The organism is Brevibacillus borstelensis, assembly GCF_036700025.1.
Lineage (GTDB): Bacteria > Bacillota > Bacilli > Brevibacillales > Brevibacillaceae > Brevibacillus > Brevibacillus borstelensis.
The window spans coordinates 575,506-598,474 of sequence record NZ_CP144922.1 but is presented as its reverse complement, the minus strand read 5'-3'; the positions used below and the strand labels follow the sequence as shown (position 1 = coordinate 598,474).

The 22,969-nt window shown below is 53.9% G+C and carries 19 protein-coding genes and 1 riboswitch; of the genes, 4 read left to right on the top strand and 15 right to left on the bottom strand.

The window, feature by feature from the left end; genetic code table 11:
• Window positions 1–13: 13 nt before the first annotated feature.
• On the bottom strand, window positions 14–754 hold the full coding sequence (locus V5G20_RS02830; protein WP_003388527.1) for a gluconate 2-dehydrogenase subunit 3 family protein: 741 nt from the start codon (window positions 752–754) through the stop codon (window positions 14–16).
• A gap of 158 nt (window positions 755–912) precedes the next feature.
• Between V5G20_RS02830 and V5G20_RS02825 the strand changes: the two genes are divergently transcribed.
• Window positions 913–1,620 carry a hypothetical protein gene (locus V5G20_RS02825; RefSeq protein ID WP_003388528.1) on the top strand — a complete coding sequence of 236 codons (708 nt, stop codon included), beginning with the start codon at window positions 913–915 and terminating at the stop codon, window positions 1,618–1,620.
• A 175-nt stretch (window positions 1,621–1,795) separates the two neighbouring features.
• On the opposite strand, the gene V5G20_RS02820 is transcribed toward V5G20_RS02825, so the two are convergent.
• The 6 genes from V5G20_RS02820 to V5G20_RS02795 form a co-directional block, all read right to left on the bottom strand.
• A complete protein-coding gene (locus tag V5G20_RS02820; RefSeq protein WP_003388529.1) occupies window positions 1,796–2,635 on the bottom strand; it encodes an alpha/beta fold hydrolase in 840 nt (279 codons plus the stop codon).
• A 56-nt stretch (window positions 2,636–2,691) separates the two neighbouring features.
• A complete protein-coding gene (locus V5G20_RS02815) occupies window positions 2,692–3,480 on the bottom strand; it encodes an energy-coupling factor transporter transmembrane component T family protein (protein ID WP_003388530.1) in 789 nt (262 codons plus the stop codon).
• A complete protein-coding gene (locus V5G20_RS02810) occupies window positions 3,461–4,297 on the bottom strand; it encodes an energy-coupling factor ABC transporter ATP-binding protein (RefSeq protein WP_251247059.1) in 837 nt (278 codons plus the stop codon). Before V5G20_RS02810 ends, V5G20_RS02815 begins: the two co-directional genes overlap by 20 nt.
• The gene (locus V5G20_RS02805) at window positions 4,294–5,139 is read right to left on the bottom strand and encodes an energy-coupling factor ABC transporter ATP-binding protein (RefSeq protein ID WP_338463145.1); all 846 of its coding nucleotides are present in this window, start codon (window positions 5,137–5,139) and stop codon (window positions 4,294–4,296) included. The genes V5G20_RS02810 and V5G20_RS02805 overlap by 4 nt, the downstream gene beginning before the upstream one ends.
• Window positions 5,136–5,741: a QueT transporter family protein gene (locus tag V5G20_RS02800; protein ID WP_003388534.1), complete on the bottom strand. Its 606-nt coding sequence runs from the start codon at window positions 5,739–5,741 to the stop codon at window positions 5,136–5,138. Before V5G20_RS02800 ends, V5G20_RS02805 begins: the two co-directional genes overlap by 4 nt.
• A 776-nt stretch (window positions 5,742–6,517) precedes the next feature.
• Window positions 6,518–8,185: a glutamine--tRNA ligase/YqeY domain fusion protein gene (locus V5G20_RS02795; RefSeq protein ID WP_003388535.1), complete on the bottom strand. Its 1,668-nt coding sequence runs from the start codon at window positions 8,183–8,185 to the stop codon at window positions 6,518–6,520.
• A 317-nt stretch (window positions 8,186–8,502) separates the two neighbouring features.
• Here V5G20_RS02795 and V5G20_RS02790 point away from each other — a divergent pair, with 317 nt between their 5' ends.
• The 3 genes from V5G20_RS02790 (at window position 8,503) to V5G20_RS02780 (ending at window position 13,743) form a co-directional block, all read left to right on the top strand.
• Window positions 8,503–9,462 carry an MBL fold metallo-hydrolase gene (locus tag V5G20_RS02790; protein WP_311067958.1) on the top strand — a complete coding sequence of 320 codons (960 nt, stop codon included), beginning with the start codon at window positions 8,503–8,505 and terminating at the stop codon, window positions 9,460–9,462.
• 214 nt (window positions 9,463–9,676) lie between these two features.
• Window positions 9,677–9,764, top strand: a riboswitch (cyclic di-GMP riboswitch).
• A gap of 142 nt (window positions 9,765–9,906) precedes the next feature.
• Window positions 9,907–11,640 (top strand): gamma-glutamyltransferase, encoded by a 1,734-nt coding sequence (ggt, locus tag V5G20_RS02785; RefSeq protein WP_003388537.1) that lies wholly within the window; start codon window positions 9,907–9,909, stop codon window positions 11,638–11,640.
• Between the two features lie 108 nt (window positions 11,641–11,748).
• Window positions 11,749–13,743 (top strand): methyl-accepting chemotaxis protein, encoded by a 1,995-nt coding sequence (locus tag V5G20_RS02780; protein WP_338463144.1) that lies wholly within the window; start codon window positions 11,749–11,751, stop codon window positions 13,741–13,743.
• Between the two features lie 142 nt (window positions 13,744–13,885).
• Here the strand turns inward: V5G20_RS02780 and V5G20_RS02775 are convergent, their stop codons facing one another.
• The 8 genes from V5G20_RS02775 to V5G20_RS02740 form a co-directional block, all read right to left on the bottom strand.
• On the bottom strand, window positions 13,886–15,043 hold the full coding sequence (locus tag V5G20_RS02775; protein ID WP_172920744.1) for a GNAT family N-acetyltransferase: 1,158 nt from the start codon (window positions 15,041–15,043) through the stop codon (window positions 13,886–13,888).
• Window positions 15,033–16,385, bottom strand: coding sequence for a F390 synthetase-related protein (locus V5G20_RS02770; protein WP_172920745.1), 1,353 nt, complete (start codon window positions 16,383–16,385; stop codon window positions 15,033–15,035). Before V5G20_RS02770 ends, V5G20_RS02775 begins: the two co-directional genes overlap by 11 nt.
• Window positions 16,376–17,224, bottom strand: coding sequence for an MBL fold metallo-hydrolase (locus tag V5G20_RS02765; protein WP_122957974.1), 849 nt, complete (start codon window positions 17,222–17,224; stop codon window positions 16,376–16,378). The genes V5G20_RS02770 and V5G20_RS02765 overlap by 10 nt, the downstream gene beginning before the upstream one ends.
• Window positions 17,199–18,218, bottom strand: coding sequence for an NAD-dependent epimerase/dehydratase family protein (locus V5G20_RS02760; protein ID WP_003388544.1), 1,020 nt, complete (start codon window positions 18,216–18,218; stop codon window positions 17,199–17,201). The genes V5G20_RS02765 and V5G20_RS02760 overlap by 26 nt, the downstream gene beginning before the upstream one ends.
• Window positions 18,215–19,492, bottom strand: coding sequence for a hypothetical protein (locus V5G20_RS02755; protein ID WP_003388545.1), 1,278 nt, complete (start codon window positions 19,490–19,492; stop codon window positions 18,215–18,217). The genes V5G20_RS02760 and V5G20_RS02755 overlap by 4 nt, the downstream gene beginning before the upstream one ends.
• Window positions 19,482–20,477, bottom strand: coding sequence for a beta-ketoacyl-ACP synthase III (locus tag V5G20_RS02750; protein ID WP_122957998.1), 996 nt, complete (start codon window positions 20,475–20,477; stop codon window positions 19,482–19,484). The genes V5G20_RS02755 and V5G20_RS02750 overlap by 11 nt, the downstream gene beginning before the upstream one ends.
• 310 nt (window positions 20,478–20,787) lie before the next feature.
• Window positions 20,788–21,507 (bottom strand): glycerophosphodiester phosphodiesterase, encoded by a 720-nt coding sequence (locus V5G20_RS02745; protein WP_003388548.1) that lies wholly within the window; start codon window positions 21,505–21,507, stop codon window positions 20,788–20,790.
• A 76-nt stretch (window positions 21,508–21,583) separates the two neighbouring features.
• On the bottom strand, window positions 21,584–22,921 hold the full coding sequence (locus tag V5G20_RS02740) for an ABC transporter substrate-binding protein (RefSeq protein WP_003388549.1): 1,338 nt from the start codon (window positions 22,919–22,921) through the stop codon (window positions 21,584–21,586).
• Window positions 22,922–22,969: the final 48 nt, after the last annotated feature.

Sequence of the window (22,969 nt, the reverse complement as noted above, 5' to 3'; positions counted from 1 at the left end):
TCCGATCCCCCTCTTATCCGTGCTGATGGTCACGCAAGCTTTTTGGTTCCATTTTGACAAATTGGTCTTGCTCGATTACCTGGGTATAAGCCATCTGGTTCCCCGGGTAATTTTTCAGCCTCCAGCCGTCCATGTTTTTGTTGCCGCCGTAAAGCGGATCAGCGTAGACGCCCTCCATCGTGCTGGCACGCAGCATCTTGAAGAAGCCGCTGGCAGAGATGGTGGTCAACTTCACTTCGTCCGCTTCAAAGGCTTTTAATACAGCATCTTGCTGATCTGCCTCCAATTCGTAGAAACGCTTCCCGTATTTCGTTGTACTGTAGTTGTTCATTTCCTGAATCCCGATATCAAAAATTTCCCGCCTTCTGAGCCGGCCTTGATATCCTTGGGTAGCTTCACCGGGATAAAAAGGGCCTTGCATATAATCGCGGGCATTGAATCCCCAATCCCCTGCCAGTTGGTGGTCGATAAAATAAGCTGCACCAAGGGTTCTGGCTCCGGGGCCGTTCTCATCCTCAGGGAAAATCCTCTCTGTCGCCGCATCAACCACCCGGAATTGCTCCGGTGAAAAATACATCAGAGCCTGATTGAAGTCGGCCGGTGCAGGAGCTGCCGCAGGTGGGGGCGGGGCCTGTGTCCTGAGCAAGCTGCCCGCAACGCCGCCTACTACCAGACCGCCCAGAACCAAACCGGAGTTTTTCAAGAATTTCCTTCTTGAAACGGCTTGCTCTTGTCCTTCGTTTGTCTGTGCCAAAGCTACCACCTCCTGAATGTATATCTTTTATGTGTGCAATTCTTCGGCAAAATAACCATTTTCTCCAAAAAAATTTCCAACTGCGGACATCAATAAATAGGCAATAATCGGCAAATCATATCGGGTAGCTGGCAAACACTAATCTGGAGGGATTTTGGATGCGGATACGAAAAATGATCAGCGGGATCGGTGTCATTTGCCTTTTGACTGCGTGTACAAACCAGGCGACACCGAATCAAGGAGGGCAAAACCAAGGAGCAGCGAACCAGGGAGCGCAAACCCAGTCCATGCATCAGCAGGCTGCTCCCGGACACGACCACACGACTGTCATTCCCAGTGTTGACCGCGACAAGAAGCTGACCACCAATCAGTACGGAGCAACAAACAGCGGCATGGGGACAGCCACCTACAGCATGATGGGCAGCTCCGGCTTAAACGACGGCGGACCTTCGTCGAATCTGGAGGCTCGTCTGGCCGCTGCGGGAGTCAACGGAGTCAATGTTCTGGTCGTTCATGACTGCGTCTTCCTCGCTCCGGCAGACGGAAAAACCCTTTCCACCAACTCTATGGACGAGACACAAAACCACCTGCTAAGCCCCTATGAAGGAAGCTCCTACCGCGGACCTTCGCGGCCGACGGACAAAATCGGCACGATGGGCGCAAGCGCTCAAGCACAAACGCTGTCCAAAGCCAAGGATCAAATCGAACGCATTTACGGCGGGGGCGTAGAGATCCGGACTGTCACCACCCCGCAAGCGATAGCCGCCATGGATCGGATCAAGCAAGCGACAAGGCCGGGAAAAGAAAGCGCCAATATCGGGGATGACCTGGCTCTCCTGTTCCGCTCCGGTTCCAAACAGCCGTAAGGGCGGCTTGTGAAAGAAGCTCGGCTTCGTCAAGCTATCGGGGACGGCATCGCGCCCCAAGAACTCCAGCTTCGCTATGTGCTCCGGCGCGATCAGCCTTTATTGCTATGCGTTCCGGTCGTACACATGCAAAAGGGACAGGCTGATCTGGCAACCCAGTCAGCCTGTCCCTTTTCTAGTGGACAAACGATATGATTCTCTCCACCGTCTCTCGCGGGTGGGTAAGCATGAGCAAATGCTGTGCATGGGGAATTTTTTCGCATACAGCACGCGGAACCTTTTGTCTGTATTCGGCTGCTGCCCTCTGAAAAAAACGCTGCTGCTCCCCGTCGGACAGCGTCATCTCGTCTGCGAGCAGCAGCAATACCGGGCATTTCAGCGAGGCAAACAAGGCTTCCTTGTCAAATGCGGCATATGCCCGAAAGTAGCCGTCAAACGCTTCCCGCGGCAGCCTGTAGCCATAAGCGCCGTCTTCCTTTTGCTCCAGCTCGCTCTCCGGCAAGGACGACGGAATGCCGCCCTTTCCATAACGGGCGATATAGGACTCCCTCGCTGCAGCTATCGAAGGAAAGCGGGTTTCTGCCAGTCTGTCTACTGTGGACGCTCTGTCAAAGCCGGGCATCTCTCGCAGGCTATAGAAGCCGCCGTCCAGCAAAATCAAGTGTGTGACTCGTTCCGGGAAGGCTGCCGCAAACATTTGTGCCGGGACCGCCGAGAAAGAGGCGGCAACGATGGCCGCTTGTTCCACTTCCTCCGTATCCAGCAGGGTACGGATATCCTCAGCCAGCTGTTCAAATGTATAGGGCCCCTCTTTGACCGACTCTCCGTGTCCGCGCAGATCAACCGCAATCACCCGGCAACGCTTCGCCAGCTCCGGAAGGATGTGGTCAAATAATCGACTGGTGTTGCGAATCGCATGAAGCAGCAGAAGAGCAGGAGCCTCTGGTCTCCCTGCGACCGTATACGCCAGAACAAGTCCGTTTTTCACCAGCTGCTTTCTTTGTTGTCCGGCCATGATTCCCCCTACCTTCCGCAATGATTCAAACCCGGCACTTCCGCATTTTGTGCAAATCAAATCCTCCCGGGTATCAACACGCCCATATGTTCAGGATGAATGCGGGCGAAGTAAAGCAATACGGCAACGACAACAAAACCGCAAGCCAGTACGACGAGCTCTTTGGATTTCCATTTGGGCATTCGGTAAAAGCGATGCTGGCGGTTTCTCATCCGGAACCCTTTCGCGTCCAGCGCATTGGCGATCAACTGCACGCGCTTGAGCGAGCTGAAAATGAGCGGAACCAGAACGAAGCCATACTTTCGCATCCTCTCCGGAATGCTTCCTTCACTGAGCTGCAGGCCCCGCACCATCTGGGCTTCCCGGATCGTGACAAGGTCATGCTTGACGAGAGGGATAAAACGAAAAATCAGCGAGAGCAAATAACTGACGGAAAATGGAACACCGATCCCCTTCAGTCCCATCGCCATTTCCCGGGGACTGGTTGAAAACAGGTAATACATCGACAGCAGAGCCACGTTTGCCAGCCTTAGTCCCATGCCTAATGCCCACAGGACACCTACGTCCGTCACTTGGATCGGATAATTGACCAAAGGGATCCTGCTGCTCCAATACGGATGGCCGATGCTGGTAAACGGCAGCCACGTGATCGCCGCAAACACGGCCCCGATTCCCCCGATCAACAGGTAGCCCTTCAACATCGATCGGCTCCACCCCAGCTTGGCGATCAACAAGGCATTGATCAACAAAACGACTGCGAGAAATCGCGGGTCTTGAAACAGAAACGGCAACGTCCCCAGCAAGATAAACGACAGCAGTACAAAACTAGGATGAGCGTGTTTCATGCAGCATTCTCTCCTCTGTCACCCGCACCTTAGCCTGCTCCAGTGTGAGCGGTACAGGCTCGCTCCAGCCTGCGGCAACGCCGAAACGATAAACTGCAGGGGCCTCCACCTGGGCTTTCATCAGCACTTCCTGTCGGGCAAAAACCTCTTGTGGCGTCCCGTCGCACAGCAGCCTCCCCTGATGCATGACCAGCACGCGCAAGGCGTATTCTGCCACCAGCTTCATGTCATGGGTCACGACGATGATCGTATGGCCGGCCTGGTGCAGCTTTCGCAACAGCGCCATGATATCCCGCACGCCGCGGTAGTCCAGCCCTGTCGTCGGCTCATCCAGCACGATCGCCTCCGGCTTCATCGCCAAAATAGAGGCCACCGCAATCTTTTGCCGGGTCCCTTTGCTCGAAAAATACGGCTCGACTGAGCGCATCTGCTCAAGTCCCACAGCAGCCAGAGCTTCTGTGACGCGCTGTTCTATCTCAGTCTGCGGCAGCCCCAGGTTTTTCGGCCCGAAAGCGACTTCTTCGAAAATGGTTGATTGAAAAATCTGATGATCAGGATTTTGGTAGCAGTACGTCACGGTGCGAGACAGCTCAGCAACCGATTGTTCACGCGTATCTCTTCCTTTTACTGTGACTGTCCCGCTCGTCGGTTTGTACAGACCGTTGCAATGCTTGGCCAGCGTCGTTTTCCCGGAGCCATTTCCGCCGATAATGGCGATGAGTTCGCCTCGATCCACGTTCAGGGAAACATCCTTGAGCACCTGCTTGTCAGCTTCATAGCCAAATGAGACGTTCTCAAAACGGATCAAGCTGCTCATGTCTCATCCCTCCTGCCGCTTATGCGAGCTTCGCGGTACCACTCGGCCAACTCATCCACATGGAGCGGCACCCCGTCTTTGTTCGCGGTGATGACGCCTGTCCGGCACATCTGCAAATACAACTGTATGACATCGGGGACGAGAATTCCGTGCTTCTCAAGCTCCTCCACCTTGCCAAAAAACGGACGTACGGGCAAATCGAGTTCAATCCGCCCGTCCGCCAAGAGCAAAATGCGATCGCAAAATTGAGCCAATTCCTCTGTCGCGTGGGAAGAGACGACTATCGTGATTTCCTGCTCCCGCTTTAGCTGTGAAAGCAGTTGAAACACTTCCCTAGCTCCTTTTGGGTCCAGCTCGGAGGTAGGCTCATCCAAAAGCAAGATTCGGGGTTGATGGGCCAATGCCGAAGCGATGGCCACCCGTTGCTTCTCTCCTCCGGATAATTCAAAGGGAGAGCGGAGAGCAAAGCCTTCCAGACCGACCAGCTTGAGGACTTCACCAATCCGCTGCTCGATTTCCTCATCCGCTTGCCCGCTGTTTTCCAAACTAAAGGCGATCTCTTCCTCTACCGTAAGGCCGATAAACTGTGTCTCCGGGTCTTGAAAGACGATCCCCAACTCCCCGGTGACCCGGCGTTCGCCGGAAAACTGCCCGGAATAATTGCGCGGTACCAGCCCGGCCAAAGCCAAAAGAAGCGTTGTTTTGCCCGCGGCAGAGGGGCCGACGATTCCCACCACTTCGCCCGGATAGAGGGAAAGATTGATGTCGGATAGCGCATGCTTGGCGCTATCCTCGTACTGCCAACGAACGTTTTCCAAACGGAGCAGCGGCTGACCGGTCACGGACGAAGCCCGCCTTCTTCAATGGAAAGCAGTCCATTGCCGTGTGCTCGTCCCCGGTACAAGCCTGCCCGCTTCACAAACGGATACAGCAGCTTTAGCAGAACTGGCCCCAGTATTGCCGTCGATACTGCCTGATTCAAAAAGACGGTCGGAATAAACAAGGTTGCGATGGCCATCGGCGTAAAGCCAAGCGCCACATTGATCAAAATCGAGCAGGCCACCACTGTAGAGGCAATCAATACAACAAATATGTAATATTGCAAGATGCTGCGCCCTGTTTTCAAGGCCGGATGACTGACAGCCAAATATCCGATCAATCCTCCTAAAAAGTTGCCGATGAAGCCGACGATGACTGCATGCGGCGGTGTGCCTCCCGTCAGCAGATCGCTGGCCACGTTTCCAAATGCTAGACCCAGGCAGCCGGGAATGCCAAACAAAATGCCGAAAACAGGCTGCAGCGCATTCGCCGGTCGAAGCGGTACGGATGGAGCTAATTTGATGTTAGCGAGCATAATCAAGGCGACCGCGTACAAGGCCGCCGTGACGACGATCAGGACAAAGTCGACAGTCGTCCACTTTCGCCGAAAGAGAGACGTTCCCATCTCTAGTAACCTCCTTTATCTATGAAAACGGTTTACATGATCATGATGCTAGTTTACCCCTCCGCGCTGACTCTCGCAATGGCTTGAACAGGTTTATAGATGGACTTGGGTACAGCAAATCTTCTTTAATCTGCTAGGGCCATTTTGATAAGAACGTCAGATGGATACCAGGGGTAGCGATAGTAGTTTTTTAGAATGAGCGTTGTTCGGGCTTTGGGGGGAGGAGATGAAACAGGAGAAAAACGCTCCAGGTTCGGTGGGACACTTGCCGTGGGTAATCCTGGCCGGCTTCGTTCCAAAAGTGGAACCGCGTCCAAAAGCAGCCCGTTCGCAGAAGCCTCTCAGAGGTTGGACGCTAAAAGCGTGTTCCACTTTTGGAACGAAGCCTGGGTATGTGTCCCAAAGACCTTCGCGTTTTTCTCCTGTTTCATCTCTACAGCTTTTGTTTTCTCCCCGAGATACCCGAAAGAACCCGCGACGACAGAGAAGCATATTTCCAGGCGGAGCGACTAGCGGAGTCCAGCCCAGCGAAACAACGAATTCGCGGGAATCAGGAGCGTAACTCTGATTGGGCTTCGGAACGGCTGCTGCTTTTACGCTCCCCCGCGAATCGTTGTAGAGCGGACAGTCTCGGCTCCCTTGCGGACGCAGACCGGAGCGCAGCCTGGAAATATGCTTCTCTCACTGCAGCCACGTTCCTAATCCTATGTAGCCAATAAAAAAAGCTGTTGAACGCCTCAATGAGACTTCAACAGCTTTCTGCTTTGCATTCTCTGTTATCCCTGCTGCTTCGGCAGTTCAAACGAGCTCTTCAAGGAAACAATCCGGTTGAACACCAGCTTGTCTTCTGTCGTATATTTCGGGTCGACATTAAAGTATCCGTGACGGAAGAATTGGTATTTGTCGTGGGGCTTGGTCTCTTTCATGTTAGGCTCCACGTATCCGTTCACGATCTCCAAAGAGTTTGGATTGATATTGTCAAGGAACGTGGTTCCTTCCTCCTGATCATCCAAAATCAGCGGTTCATACAGGCGGAACTCCGCAGGGAGCGCATGCTTGGCGTCTACCCAGTGGATCGTTCCTTTTACTTTGCGACCGGTAAAGCCGCTGCCGCTCTTCGTTTCAGGGTCATACGTACAGTGGATTTCGACGACATTGCCTTGCTCATCCTTGATCACGTCCGTGCACTTGATGAAGTACGCGTGCTTGAGCCGTACTTCATTTCCCGGGAACAGGCGGAAATACTTGCTCGGCGGGTTCTCCATGAAGTCGTCCTGCTCAATGTAGATTTCGCGGGAGAATGGAATTTGTCTGGTTCCCATTTCCGGATTTTCCGGGTTGATCTCCGCATCCAGCAGCTCGACCTGGTCTTCCGGATAATTGGTGATGACCACTTTCAGCGGGCGCAGTACAGCCATCGTCCGCGGCGCTTTCAGCTTCAGGTCCTCGCGGATGAAGTGCTCCAGCATTTTTTCATCCACGGTGCTGTTGCTTCTGGCCACACCGATTTCCCGGGCAAATGTACGGATGGACTCAGGAGTAAAGCCGCGGCGGCGAAGTCCCGAAATGGTAGGCATGCGCGGATCATCCCATCCGTCTACTACCTGTTCGTCGACCAACTGTTTCAGCTTCCGTTTGCTCATTACCGTATTGGTCAGGTTCAACCGGGCAAATTCGTATTGTCTCGGCACGTTTTCCATTTCACATTCGCGGACAACCCAGTCGTACAGCGGGCGATGATCCTCGAACTCAAGCGAACAGAGAGAGTGGGTTACGCCCTCGATAGCGTCCTCCAGCGGGTGTGCATAATCATACATCGGGTAGATGCACCATTTGTCTCCCGTGTTGTGGTGGGTAGCATGCGAAATCCGGTACAAAATCGGGTCACGCAGGTTGATATTGGGGGAGCTCATGTCGATTTTGGCGCGCAACACCTTTTCGCCGTCCTTAAACTCGCCGTTGCGCATCCGCTGGAACAAATCCAGGTTTTCTTCCACCGACCGGTCGCGGTAAGGGCTGTTTGTACCCGGCTCCGTCAAGGTCCCTCTGGTTTGGCGGATTTCTTCCGGGGACAGATCACATACGTAAGCCAGTCCTTTTTTGATCAACAGAACGGCGCGATTGTACATTTCCTCAAAATAATCCGATGCAAAGAACAGTCCGTCCCACTCAAAGCCAAGCCATTGTACGTCTTCCTTGATCGCTTCTACGTACTCCGTGTCTTCTTTCACCGGGTTGGTGTCGTCAAAACGAAGATTGGCTCTGCCATTGAATTCCTTTGCCAGTTCAAAATTAAGGCAAATCGCTTTGGCATGTCCGATGTGCAAATACCCGTTTGGCTCCGGAGGAAAGCGGGTAACGATTTCCCCGACTCGGCCCTCTCGCAGGTCTTCCAGGACAATGTTGCGGATAAAGTTGGATGATGATGCCGATTTATTTTCCACAGAAATTCAACCTTTCCCTTCACCTTTACATTCCATAATACTGATTCCCCGGCGATAGTTCAACAAATTCGCCCGGCTTCTGATGTTGGGCCGATGCATCATCGTTATCAGTCACCCCTTGGCCAACCGGCTTGTAGCAAGAATCACCTTCTCTGGACCAGGCGCTTTTACAAACCGCCCTTCAGAGGGTTTTTACTATCATAAGCAGGAGAGCCCCCGTGGGTGTTCACACGATGTATATAAATTGAAGTTGTTTCCAAAAGATTCCCATTTTATCCTACAGGCAGAAACATATTTTATGATTGGGGTGATCTGTTGTGAGTGTGCTTGAAAAAATCAATACACAATCCTCCTTTTTTACATTGGCAGAAATTGCGGAAGGTGTTTTTGCCGCCGTTATCAAAGCAGGCACAGGAGCCATGGGCAATGCCGCCATCGTCGATCTGGGCGATCGGACGGTCGTTTTTGACACCATGTACACGCCCAAGGCAGGGCTTGCACTGCGAGAAGCAGCCGAGCAATTGCTTGGACGCCCTGTATCGTTGGTTATCAATTCCCATTTCCACTTTGACCATGTGGGCGGCAACCAAGTCTTTTCCGATGCCATTATCCTCTCCACAGAAACCACCAAAAATCTCATGCTCGAGCGTTGTACAAGCCTCGTCCAATTCGCAAAGCAGCACCCCGAATACCCTGACAAGGTTCGCCAATCTTTGGAAGCCGAATCAGATCCGGAAAAGCAAAAGGAGCTTCGCACCGACCTCGGAGACATTCTCGCCCTTGACGCTGCACTGCCTACGTTCTCCGCGACCCCTGCCTCCCTGACATTTTCTGATTCTGTCACGCTCCACGGCTCGAAGCGAACTGCCGTACTGACCGCCAAAGGAAACGGACACAGCACATGCGACTCTGTCCTGTACCTGCCCGAAGACCCCGTTCTTCTGGCCGGCGACCTGCTTTTTGTGCAAAATCATCCCAGTATGCAGACAGGAAATCTTTCCCACTGGGTCTCCGTTTTGAAGGCTTGGAAAGACCTGCCCATTTCGGCAGCAGTCGGCGGCCACGGCCCGGTCGGAGACCATCAAACTGTGGATAGCTGTCTTCACTATTTGGAAGCTTTGTGGGACCAAGCCAAGCATCTGGCCGAGAACGGCTCCACACCCGAAGCCATCGAAGCAATCCCCATACCCGAACCATATGCCTCCTGGAGCTATCCCAGCCTCTTTGCTCGCAACCTTCAACAGCTTAGCCAGCAGATCTTAGCCGTTTCGGAGTAAGAAAGAGAAACGGAAGACGGATATGCATCTGTTTGAAAAAAATAAATAAATTTTTCACTAAAGTACTAGTCCAATATTACCGAATATAGGTAATGGATAGATATTTTTTGCATCTATGGAATCAGATTCAATCTTACGAATCTTTTCCCATATGTACATTTTTTCATATGTACTAAGTTTCACAAATTGCGTTCACTATCTTATTTCACATTGATATCGATAATGGCAAACCCGGGGAAATCCGGCGACGCAAAGCTACAGGGGCTACCTCCAGCAAATGGACAAGCCAGCCAGCTGCCGAAGTATTGATGTAGGACCAAAGACCAATGATCCTATGTCATTGGTCTTTTTGTGTTGTTATGCAAAGGAGGTGATGCCAATCGATTTTGACCCGAACCGTTCAACCTTTCATGCTTCGACCGTACACAACAAGGAGGATGGAAAGTGAAAAAGTCAATCTGGAAGAAACTCTCTGTTTTAGCGCTGACCGCGACGATCGGTCTGTCCAGCTTCACAACTGCCGCAGTGGAGGCGGCAAATCGCCCCACAACAATGTCGCCAAACGGCATGGTTACGGCTCCTCACTACCTGGCTACAGCCGCAGCTCTCAAAACACTCGAGGAGGGCGGAAACGCAGTCGATGCCGCGATTGCCGCCGCGTCTACGCTCGCCGTTGTTTACCCGCACTACACGTCGATTGGCGGCGACAACTTCTGGCTGATCTACAATGCAAAGACGAAAGAAGTAAGAGCGCTGAACGGAAGCGGTCGAGCTGGTGAAAAGGCAACGATCGAATATTACAAAAAGAAAGGCTACGAAAAAATTCCTTCCCGCGGGTACGAGTCCGCCAACACGGTCCCTGGTGTCGTTTCCGGTTGGTGGGAAGCGTACAACTACGCACACAAGGAATTGGCTGGAGATAGCAAGCTGAAATGGGACAGACTGTTGGAGCCGGCGATTGGATATGCGGAAAAAGGCTATCCGGTCTCTCCCAACCAAGTGTACTGGACCAAATACGCGATCGATCCGACAGACAACGATCTGAAAAATCTGCAGCGCTTTGAAGGGTTCCGCAAGACCTACCTGAAAGCGAACGGCGAGCCGTACCAGGCCGGCGAAATCCTCAAGCAGGAGGATCTGGCGAAAACGTTGAAAGTGATCGCCAAAAAAGGCGCAGACGGTTTTTACAAAGGCGAGATCGCCGAAAAAATCGTAAAAGACATGCAGGCAAACGGCGGTTTGCTGACTCTGAAAGACTTTGAAAAGCACACGTCCACCTGGGCTGATCCGATCACCGTCGACTATCGCGGATACCAAGCCTACAACGTACCGCCCAACTCTCAAGGCATGGCCTCATTGTCGATTCTGAACATATTGAACAACATTGACCTGAAGAGCATGGGCGAAGGCACGCCGGATTACTACCACGCTATCGTGGAAGCGACGAAGCAAGCGTTTGCCGACCGCGACAAATGGCTGACAGACCCTGAGTTTGTTGACATTCCGGTAGACGAGCTGCTGTCCAAGCAGCACGGCAAAGACCTTGCTGCCCGGATTGACATGAAGCAGGCTGCCAAAACCGTAGAACCGCTCGATCCCAAGGGCGACACTACCTGGCTCGGTGTAGTCGACAAGTACGGCAATGCCGTTTCCATGATCCAGAGCCACTACTTCGATTGGGGCTCGGGCGTCGTCGCGAAGGACACTGGTGTTCTCTTGCAAAACCGTGGAAGCTACTTCTCTCTGGACCCGAATCATATCAACCACCTGGAGCCAGGCAAGCGCACCTTCCACACGATCAACCCGGCTATGCTCTTGAAAGACAACAAGCCCTACCTGCTGTACGGTACACAGGGCGGTGAGGGGCAGCCGCAGACACAAGCCGCTCTCGTCACGCGCATTATCGACTTCGGATTCACGGTTCAAGACGCGATTGAAGCACCGAGATGGCTGCATGGCCGCAACTGGGGCTCCTCCTCCAACAATCTGAAGGTAGAGAGCCGCATTCCGCAGGAAGTCCTCGACGAGCTGGTAAAACGCGGTCATCCGGTTGAGAAGCTGGAAGCCGCTTATACCGATGCGATGGGTCAATCCGGTGCCATTCTGATCGATCCGAAAAGCAACATCAAGTTTGGCGGTGCAGACCCGCGCGGCGAAGGGGCTGCCATGGGCTATTGATTTATAATACGTGCAGACTGCTGGGATTATCTCAGCAGTCTGCATTTCCAGCTTTATACTCTGTCCCTTCCGGATTCCCAGCATGAATTATGAAAGGATGCTGCAACGATGCGTCTGTTCAGCAAGCTTCGGAATAAAATCATTATCTGGTTTTTGCTTGTGGCCGTACTCCCCTTGATCGCCTGCTCTTATCTGGTACTGACCGAAAGCACCAGAATTTTGATCGACAAGCAAAAGGATTCCTTTGTTCATTTGACGGAGTCGACTGCAAACGCCATGGACCAATGGCTGGACAGGAGACTGTCGGAAGTAATGATTCTGGCACGATCCTCGGACATCCAATCCTTTGACAATGAAGCAAAGAACAAGTTCATTCGCAAATTTACGAACGAAATCAAAATCTTTGACGGAAATACATTTATTTCCCCGGACGGGAAGGTAACAGCGGACACGTTTGAAGGCAGCGTAGGGATCAACCTGGCGGAGCGTCCGTTCTTCAAACTCGGCATGGAGGGAAAAACCAGCTACTCTGACATGCTGATCGCAAAAACGACCGGAAATCGGTCGATTGTAGTCGCTTCTCCCGTTGTGAGCAATGCCGGAGAAAAACTCGGCGTACTGACCGGGCTTGTAAACGTGGATTCGTTCACCTCGACCTTTTTGGACAATGTACAACTGGGTGAAGGCGGTTACCCGATTTTGGTCGATAACCAAGGACTGATCCAGGTACACCCCAACCCCGACCTGATCGGCAAAACCATTGAGGAAGCAGCTCTCCCTGAAGGCTTGAGCAGCATTCTCAAAAATAACGCACCCGAATCGGGCTCCTTTACGTATCTGGACGGCGGTACCGAATACGTCGTTACGTACGCTTCTATCCCCAAGACTCATTACAGCCTGTTTTTCCACATCCCGATCGAGTCCATCACCTCTGAGGTAACAGCGCTGACACTGAATGTGATGTTGATTGTAGGTATCGTAGCAGCCATCGTCATTGCAGCCGCCTACTTTGTGTCTCGTCAAATCAGCCGTCCCATCGTTGAGGTTGCCGCCGTGGCCAGCCGAATTTCCGATGGCGATCTGGCGGTAGATCCGCTGGCCATCAGAAGCCGGGATGAAGTAGGGCAGCTCTCCGAGTCAGTCAACCATATGGTAGGCAATCTGAGGTCAATCATCGAACAGGTAAACACAGCAGCCGAAGAGCTCGCTTCCTCTGCAGAGGAGCTGTCGGCCAATGCCGAGGAGACCAGCAAGGCAACGGAACAGATCGCCTCTTCGATTCAGGAGGTGGCATACGGAGCGGAACAGCAGGTACAAAGCGTGGCGGAAAGTGTAGGAGCCATCAATGAAGTCTCAACGGGCATTCAGCATATAGCCGTTAACGCACAAAATGCAGCTGACTCTGCCGTGACTGCTTCGGAAATTGCTGTCGGCGGCAACAAGGCGATCGACACGGTCATGAGCCAGATGCAGTTGATTCACAGCACAGTAAACGAGATCGCCGGCATCGTCAAACGCCTCGGAGACAGCTCACAGGAAATCGGACAGATCGTCCAGGTGATTACCGACATCGCCCAACAGACAAACCTGTTGTCGCTCAATGCTGCAATCGAGGCAGCAAGAGCAGGAGAGCAGGGAAGAGGCTTTGCCGTGGTCGCTGACGAGGTACGGAAGCTGGCCGAGGAATCGGCGAAATCAGCCCAGCAGATTGAACAAATGATCACAACGATTCAGACCGAATCCCATACCGCCGTGCTTTCCATGGAAAAAGGAACGAAGGAAGTGGCACTCGGTATTGAAGTGGTTAACGAGGCTGGCAGCTCATTCGTTCAGATCAGCGAATCCGTCGCTCAGGTCGCCAGCAAGATTCAGGAAGTGCAGGCCTATTCCCAGCAAATGACGGCAAGCACGGAACAAGCCGTCTATTTGATCGAGCAAATATCCAAGGTGGCAGAAAACTCGGCAGACGGTACACAAAACGTTTCCGCCGCAACCGAAGAACAACTGGCTGCTGTCGAGCAGGTCTCTTCTTCTGCCGAATCACTCGCGAGGGTTGCCGAGAAGCTGCAGGACCAAGTCCGGAAGTTTACCCTGTATCGGTAACGCGGAACATCCGATTGTCCGGCATGCACGCTGTTCGTTTGTCTTTGGCAAATCCCTTGCCCGCAAAAAAAGAGCACGGTATCGATAGACATAAACCGATACCGTGCTGACTTGAATGGTTTCCAAGCTGTCTTTTTGTCCGTTACCACTTGTACTTTTTCGCCATGCCGATGACAGCGCGATCGAGGATCGCATCCAAGGCTCTCCAGATCATCTGTCGCCGGTAAGGAAGATGCTTTATATACACTGCCGTATACTCCGCAGTACCCTCTGTCCCGCGATCCGCTTTGAACGCCCCGACTCCGGCGCTTTGATGAAGCAAGAGGCCCTTTTGTTCCGCCTCCGACACCAAAAGGCTGGAGAGCATCCGGTACAGCCCCAGTTTTTTGGGAAGAGCGGTATCGTACCCGAACAGGGGAGTGGTCATCATGCCGTTTCGCTGAAAATAACCGAGAATCCCGTCCAATCTGCCTTCCTTTTCCAGACCAATCAAGGTCAGTATCTGCCTGTGCAGCGCCAGTCGGACAAAGGCCGGCGTCAATTGCGGATTCAGTTGGGAGTATTTGTCCAGGTAAAGCGCTTGGTAAAGTGCGGCGATCCTCTCTGCATGCTCCTCCCCAAGCTCCTCGTGCCGAAGGATGCGATAACCGCTTTTCTTCAGCATATCCCGGTCCCGCTTTAACGTATTGCGAACGCGCCAGCCCTTTTCATTAGCCTGTTTGGGGTCAAACAGGTACACATACCGACTCGGCACCATCACATATCCGCTCCGCTCCAGGCCGGTCCATGCCTCCGGACAGACGATTGGACTTACGGATCGAAAAGCCACGGCGTGGTCCGGAAACCTCCTGGTCAGGAAGCTGGTGATTTCCCGGACCTGTTCAGCCGTCAACGGGTGATACAGATTGGTGGACAGAAGCCAATTGTTCACGAACACAATCCGATTCACACGGCTAAGCTTCATCAGGGCACCTGCCCCGGACAACAACGGCCCGCCGAGAGAAGCTATCATGGAAGACGTGACCAGCTTCATTTCCTCGCGGGCATAGCTGATGTAGTGTGTATAGGGCGAGCATACGTATGAGTTGTCGTACTCCTCGTCATTGACAGTTACAGGCAGTACGAGATCATCGATGACAAGCGCCCCCATCCGCGTGCGGACATTAGACATGTACGCCGGGACAGAATCGAGAATCAGCGGCTCCAGATAGGCGCGGGCATACTCTCCGTCCTTCATCCTCTCCCAGGCAAGCTCTGCCAAATCCGTTTTCTCATACAGGCGGACGCGTTCAGCGTTCATCAGGTTGGAACATCCTTTCCACGCGCCGGAGCTTCCTTCCCCGCTCCGGTGGTTGATAAGGAGAAAAAACGATTTCGGGCCCTGCGTACCCCTGCCTCTCTATTTCCCGCTGCAGCTTCCGACGGACGTCCTCTTCCACATCCTCCCGCCGATATCCCGGCGAAATGACAAGCGAGACTTCTACGTGCTCGGGACTTTTTTGACGGACGATGTACTCCTCAATTCCCTGTGACGCAGTCATCACTGCCCGGCGGACAAAATCAGGGAAAAAGGGGCGGAGCCCCTCGCCTCTTTCAGCAGAACCATCAGCGCCTTTGGCAGATGGAAAATAGAAAATGTCATCTGCCCGTCCCTCGATCTGTTCGAGAGCCAAAAACACGGAGCCGCAGGGACAAGGGTCCTTCCGTTCCGTCAAGATGTCGTTCAAACGGTATCGGATCATCGGCTGCGTGTACCGGGAAAAGTCGGTAATAATCGGATGGAACCGGGTTTTTTCCTCGTCCAGATACTCCTTTTCCATTACCAGGATGTCCTCGTTTACATGCAGAGTGCCATGCGAGCAGGTCGCCGCCAGGAAGCCTTCCGTACATTGGTAGATCTGGTGGACGGGCCCGCCGAATGCCTCGCGGATCACCTCTTCATCGATCGGGTCCAGCACCTCCGCTACGGAGATAACCTTGCCTGGCCGGATATCAAGGGAGCCTTCCTGCTTGGCGACGGCCAGCAACCGAAGCATGGAGGGAGGCGCTACCAGTATCGTCGGCTGGTATTGCTGCAGATGGGCAATATGCGCTTCCAGCGAAAGAAGCAGGTCGAAAAAGGCGAATTGCAGCCGTTTCCGTTTTACCGATGTATACAAATTGCTGTTGGCCCGCAGAAAAAAGGCGACCCGCTGCTTCTCCCAGAGCGGCCCCGGCAATGCCTTCGCCAGTATGGCACCGGCCCATCTGACCCGCTCATCCGGCCCGACCAGGAAAATACCGCGGCTGCCGCTGGTTCCTGACGATAGCCCAACCGTAACCTCTCCGATTTTCGGGGTAAAATCCCGTGTCTCCTCGGCCTCCTCCGCAATCCGAAGCGCTTCGTCACGCTTGATTCCAGCCGTGTTCAGAAGATCAAAATGCTCCATCATCTCCCGCTTTTCAATCGGAGAGATCGTTTTCCAACCGTGCAAAGGATCGCTCCCGATTCGCTCGCGGTAAAAAGGCGAACGGGGCAAAACGTAGCGGAGCAGCTTCTGGACCTGCTTCTCCTGCCAGCAGGCAAGCTCCTGGCGGGTGTGAAACCGCTTGGCCAGCCGCCTGGTCTTGATGTACTGCCAGAGGGTACCGATCAGCTCCATGCAAATTCCCCCTTGCTCAGCTCATGTACTTCTGGACAATGCGTAGGCAGGATGTACAGCTCCGGCCAGCTCCGGTGAAGCTCATGGAGGCGCCTCAGATTCCGCAAATAGGAAGCAGCGTCCGCCTTGATCAGGTGTGCAACAGGATGTGGTGGCCGATGCTTCCGGTACGCCTCGCTGGACCAGGCCGCATCCGCGCAAAGAAAGATGTCGCGGTCCTGCGTGTCGCGCAGGAAAAGGCCGAACTGTCCTTTGGCGTGTCCGCTCAAATCGATTGCCAGCAGGCTTTTGTCTGCAAACGGATCGTACGCTTCCTCAAACGGATGGTACTCCCCGGACAAGCGTATCTTTGGACCATCGTCAATGAAAATGGCACGCTCCTCAAAGTCTTCCGGCATCAACTCCGGCAAAAATCCCCTTCTGACGGCGGCGATTCCTTTAAGTCCCTTGACCTCCTCATAAGCCGAACGGAAACAGTACAGCCGGGCCCCCGGAAAATCGTGCAAGCCGGCAATATGATCCGCATGGAAATGCGAAATGAAGATGCCAGTGACCTGTTCCGGTCCAATCCCTTTGCTTGCCAGCTGTTCCTTCACACACTGGCTCCGCTCAGTAAAGACCGGAGTCGCTTTGGCGTAAAGAGAATAGGGAAAACGTGCGGCTGCTGTAAAAAAATGAGGGGCGTACCCGGTGTCAAACAACAGCAAGCCGTGGTCCGGATGATGCATGCACCCTGCCACAGCGTGAAACCGGATCGATTGGAATCGCCCTCCGCCAAGCGAGATGGCCTCCAACTGCCGGCAAAAGCCCGTATCAAGCAGGGTCAGTGTTACGTTCATGCTCTTGTCGCCACCAATTCGCAAAGATTTCGATTCCTTCTTGCAAGCCGACCCGCGGCTCGTACCCCAGCTCTTCCCGGGCTCGGGTAATATCCAGCGTCTGACTTTTCGCCAAGACACCCACCGTGTAACGAGTCAGCATCGGCTCTCTGTAGGCGAGCAGCGTGCGGGACAGCAGCTCCAGTACGGACGCAATGCCGTACGCTTGCCTATAGGAGACCTCCTTGCTATTAAGCGGCATGTCCAGCTTGGCAAAGACCGACTTCAGGACATCGATGAGCATGACCGGCTCTCCATTCGTGATGTTGTACACCTTTCCCAGCGTTTTTTCGGAAGAATCCATGCACAAAAGAAGCGCATCCACCACGTTGTCCACATACGTCAGGTCGATGACGGCCCGGCCTCCCTCAATAATGGGCACAAACCGATTTTTGTTGGCCCGGATCAGTCTGGGCAGGATTGCATTGTCCCCGGGTCCAAACAATGCCCTCGGGCGGATCGTAATCGTCGCCAGGCCATTTTCAAAGGCGTTGTCGACTTCCCGCTCGGCGAGGAACTTCGTCTCGGCATACTCATTGGCAAAGCGCTGCGGCAGCGGATCCGATTCCTTAATGCCCAGCCTGTCTTCAAAAGCGAAATACAAGCTCGGAGTCGAAACGTGTATCAATCGCTCTACATTGTGCTGCCGGCAGCCTTCGATCACATGGCGTGTGCCTTCCACATTGGCGGCGTACATATCGCGGTACCTTCCCCACGGTGAAGAAAACGCCGCCGCATGGATCACAATCTGCTTCCCGTAGCAGACGTCCCGAACGGCCTTTTGATCCGTGATGTCGGTGCAGACAAAGCGGATTCCTTCCTTTTGCAATGCCTCGCCCACCCGTTTGTTCCGGCCCAGCACCGTTACCTCTGCGCCCTGCTCATGAAGCCTTCGCGCCAGCTTCTGTCCCAAAAAACCGGTGCCGCCCGTCACCAGTACACGTCTGTTTTTCATTCGTCACCATTCCATTCAATATCGCTTGTGGAGCACTCGATCATGCTCATCCCGGTCTTTCTTTTCATATCTGCCAATATCCACAGCAAACGCAGCTGCTCAAAGGCGGGGAGGGGGTCGCTCCAGCGAAACACAACATCCCGCGACTTCAGGAACTCCCCCAGCCAGCGCCTTCCTTCTCTCCAACTGCGAAGGGAAGGCAGTCCGTAGAAGAGCATAGCCATCGACAACGCTGCCGATGCATTCGCGGAAGGCACAACTACAGGCTGTTTCTCCGCGTGCACCGGGAGAGTCGCTCGTTCCGGCTTTTCCAAAGCCTCGTTATTGTCGTTTCCGTCATGTTCCCCGCCAGCTCCGCGACCACCAAAAAACGCCTCTGCCGCCTCCCTTTTTCCCCTGAAGAGGTGGATACCGCTGGTCAGGCGCGGGTTGCATTCGATTGGGTACAGCTCCCCTGTGCGTGTCTCGATAAAATCAAAGGCGATCTGCCCGGTAAAACGGCGGAGCCCGACCATCTTTTCGACAAACGTTCGCACTCCGGGATGGTCCGCAAAGCTGAAAGAAATAGACGCCCCCTGCCCGGCCGTGAACGTCGTGGCATAATCGGCGTACAAGGCAAGGCGGCCTTCCCTGGCTACCGCATAGCTGCACAGCTGCCTGCCCGCGATGAACTCCTGCACGAGCCATGTTTCTCCCTCTCTTATAGCAGGGAGTTCGCTCGCTGTATACCAATCCTTTCTTGGCGAAGAGCGGCGCAAGATATGGACACGGGAAGAAAACCGGGAAAAAGCAGGCTTCAACACGACGCTTTTTCCCGGTTCGACATCTTGGAGAGCTTCCAGCAGCCCGGCAGCCGATATAACCGATCTCGTCTGCGGGACGGAAAAACCGGCTTGCTCCGCCAGCCTGACAAACGCTGCTTTATCATGCCAGATGCGCAGTTCTTCAAGGCTTTCCACAAACGGTTCCACATAATGACGGAGACGCTCTCTGCCCTTTGCGACGAAAAAAACTTCCTCGCATGTCGGGACGAGCAGGTCTGCTTTTTCCCTTTCTGCAATGCGGCAAAGCTCTTCGATATATTCTTTTTCCTGCTGTCGGGGAGGGGGCACGAGGTAAGAACGGGCAACCGCTCGGGATACCCGGCACAGGTGAGCGGGCAAGCTCTCCGCCACCACAACGCAGTGTCCCGCCTCGTCAAACAGCCGAGCCAGCTCCAAGGTAGCCGGTGCTCTTCCCCCTGTCAGCAGGATCGTCTTCCTCTCAGTATTCAAGCAAAATTCCTCCCAGGGACAGCCCTGCTGATGTTCCTAGCAGAAGCAGCAAGTCCCCGCGGGCCACTTTTTTCTCCTGGATCGCTTCGTGCAATGCCATAGGAATAGAGGCAGCGATCACATTTCCGTGATTTTCAATAATATTGATCATCTGGCCCGGCGCAAGCCCCAGCTTTTGTGCCATGATGCGCATCGCCATACCGCTGGCCTGATGAGGGACGACCGCCTTGATTTCGGAAAGGGAAATAGTCGTGTTGGACAACAACCTCTCGATAAAGCCCTCAAGAAGCTGGGAGGTCATCCGAAACAGCTTGCGTCCATCCATGTCAAACATAAAGTCGCTCTCATTTCCCTTCCCGTACTCGCTTGGATGGATCAAGGTCCCGCCGCCGCGAATCTCGGAGTAATGCGCTCCTTTGCTGTACGTCTCCATCCGGGAGCAGAGAATCCGGGAAGAAGAACCGTCCTGCGCAAGTCCGATGACAGCCGCCGCTGCCCCGTCTCCAAACAGGATACTGCTCTCCTTTTGCTCCCAGTTCAACCCTACTGAAGAAATTTCAGTAGAGACTATCAAAACCCGCTTATACACGCCAGCAGCCATCGCAGCCGACATCACATCCAGCGCTGTGACAAAACTGAGGCATGTGGAATTGATATCAAAGCACGGGACGCCGGAGTCCGACTCCCCCAGTTCCTCCTGAAGCAGCGCTGCCGTACAAGGAATTTCCTGCTGAGCCGTCCCGCTGGCGCAAACCAGACAGTCGATGTCAGCAAACGTAAGGCCTGCATTCTGAAGCGCTTGTGTAGCTGCCGCGGCCCCCATTTGCGTAGCAGTTTCATCTGTCACAAAATGCCGAACCCGCACTCCCGATTTCTTTTCCACCCATCCAGCCGGCAATCCCAGCTTTTGGTCCAACTGCTCTGCCGTCACTTGCCGCTTGGGCAAATATTTGCCTGTCCCCAGTATTCTAACCGGTCTCTCCATCATTCGTTTGTCTCCCCTTGATGCTGCCTCTTTTTTCATTCGCATCATCATTTTACCAGATGATTGCAAACCCTCCGAACAAAATTACACCGCCAAACGGCAAAGAAAGGGATGATGCGGCCTCGCTTTGCCTCTTGGAGCTTCCAGATGTATCCTTCTATGTATTTACGTTTCCGGGCAGCTTTTGTTTCATTCCCCCCAGACATACAGACGATTGCCCCAAACATGAAAACCGGAAGGGGCTCTCCCTTCCGGTCCATCCATATAGCCGCAGCCTTTTATAAGGTTCTTCTGAACTTTTTGCCTGTCCTTAGCAAACAGCCAACATTCGATCCGGGTGGTTGGTACAAATCTGCACACGTGGATAGTTCTTTACAATATGGCGAATTGTTTGGGGATCATCGACTGTCCAGGCGATTACCTCATAGCCCTGCTCAATCGCAGCCGCAGCGAGCTCTGGCGTCAGGTACGGATAGGCCATCGACAAAATATGGACTCCTGCTTCGCGAAGCTGCTCCAGCATCAGTACGGGATTTCCGAGGACGATCAGGCCGGTCTTCACTTCGGCATCGAGCTGGCGGACATGGCGGATCTCTTCATGGTCAAACGACGTCACGTACACGTCCCGCTTCATGTCATGCTTCTCCAGCAAAGCCAGTACACTTTCCGCCAAACCGGGGTACATGCCGGGCGCTGTCTTCAATTCAATATTCAGCGTGCATCGCCCCTTTACTGCTTGCAAAACCTCATCCAGCGACGGGATTCTCTCACCCGCGAACCGCGCGTCAAACCATCTGCCCGCATCGAGTGTCCGCAACTCCTCAAAGGTGTGGTCCCGAACGAGTCCGCTTCCGTTCGTCGTGCGCTCCAGCGTAAAGTCGTGGCAAAGTACAGGTACGCCATCCTTGGACAGTTGCACGTCAATCTCCATCGCCTTGATTGCCGGTTCTGCCAGCGCCAGGCGGATCGCTGTCATCGTGTTTTCCGGCGCTTTTCCGGACCAGCCGCGGTGTGCCATACAGACGTTCATCATGTTCCCTCCGTTTTTCCCGGTCGCTGCTTGCTCTCAGCCCAGGCCAAATTCCTTTTTCACGAAAATGCTGCGGTTACTTTTTCAACAGCTTCTGCCCTTTTTCCATCGCTTTGCCGATCGCCTCGTCCACGGACGCCTGCCCCAATACCGCACGCTGGATTTCGGTCATGATCACTTCCTGCAGCTCCTTGTAGCCTGGCACCATCGGGCGCGGCTTTGCGTACTCCAACTGCTTCACTGCCACCTGGAAGTTCGGCTCCTTCTCGTACGCTTTTTTCATTTCTTCCGACTCGACTGCTTCTTTTGTCACTGGCATGTACCCGGTTTCCAGCGACCACGGAATCGTTTGCTTCGTATCGGTCATCCACTCGATGAACTCCCAAGCGGCCTTTTTCTCCTCTTCGGAGGACTTCGCCAGCATCACCAGATTGGCTCCGCCCGTAGGAGCGCCGTAGCTCTTGTTGGCCGGCAGGAACGCGGCGCCCAGGTCGAATTTGGCTGCTTCCTTCAGTCCGCGCAAATCCCCGGTAGAGGTAAAGATCATGCCCACCTGCTGGTTGAGGAAGTCTTGCTTGGCTACATCCCATGCATTGTATTTTTCACCCGGAGGCGCCTTCATCACGCCTTCTTTCAACATGCTCGTCCAGAATTCGAGTGGTGCCACTCCGGCTTCTTCATTGATCAGCAGGCTTTTGCCGTCTTCACTCAAGATGTTGCCTCCGCTCTGGAACACCAGCGCTTCGTAGAACCAGATGTCGATCGGGGTGGAGAAGCCGTATGTTTTGGTCTTGTCACCCTCTTTTTTGGTCAGAGCCTTGGAGAATTCACGCAGCTCCTCCCAGCTTTTCGGACCGTTCGGATCGAGTCCGGCCGCCTTCAGCATGTCGCGGTTGAGGTACAACAGCGGAGTGGAGCGGTTGAATGGGATCGCGTACAGCTTGTCTTTCCAGTACGAGTTGCCCATCAGTCCGGGAATGTACTTCTCTTCGGCTCCGTTCGTGTAAGGCGTCAATTCCTGCAGCACTTTCGCGTCCGCAAACGCCCCGATGGAGCCTACCTCGACCATCGTCACGTCAGGCTGGTTTCCGGCAGACACAGAGGCCAGCACCTTGGCGTGGTTCTCATAGTAGCTGCCCTGGTAGGACGGCTTCACCACAATGTGCTTGTGGGATTCGTTGAATTGTTTTACCATGCTTTCGATCATTTCCCCGTTGCGGCCGCCGAGCGCGTACCAGAAGTCGATCTCGATTGGCTTGCCTGCATCTGCCGTCTGCTGCTGCGCTCCGGATGCCGCACCGCTCGTCCCGCTTGTCTGCTCTGTGGCCGCCTGCTGATTGCCGCCGCCACAGCCTGCCAGGATAGCCGTTATGCTCATTGCGCATGCCAGTAAAGATACACGAACTTTTTTCATCACAATTGCCTCCTTTAAAGTAAGGGGTTTTCCCCCTGTTTCCCGGAT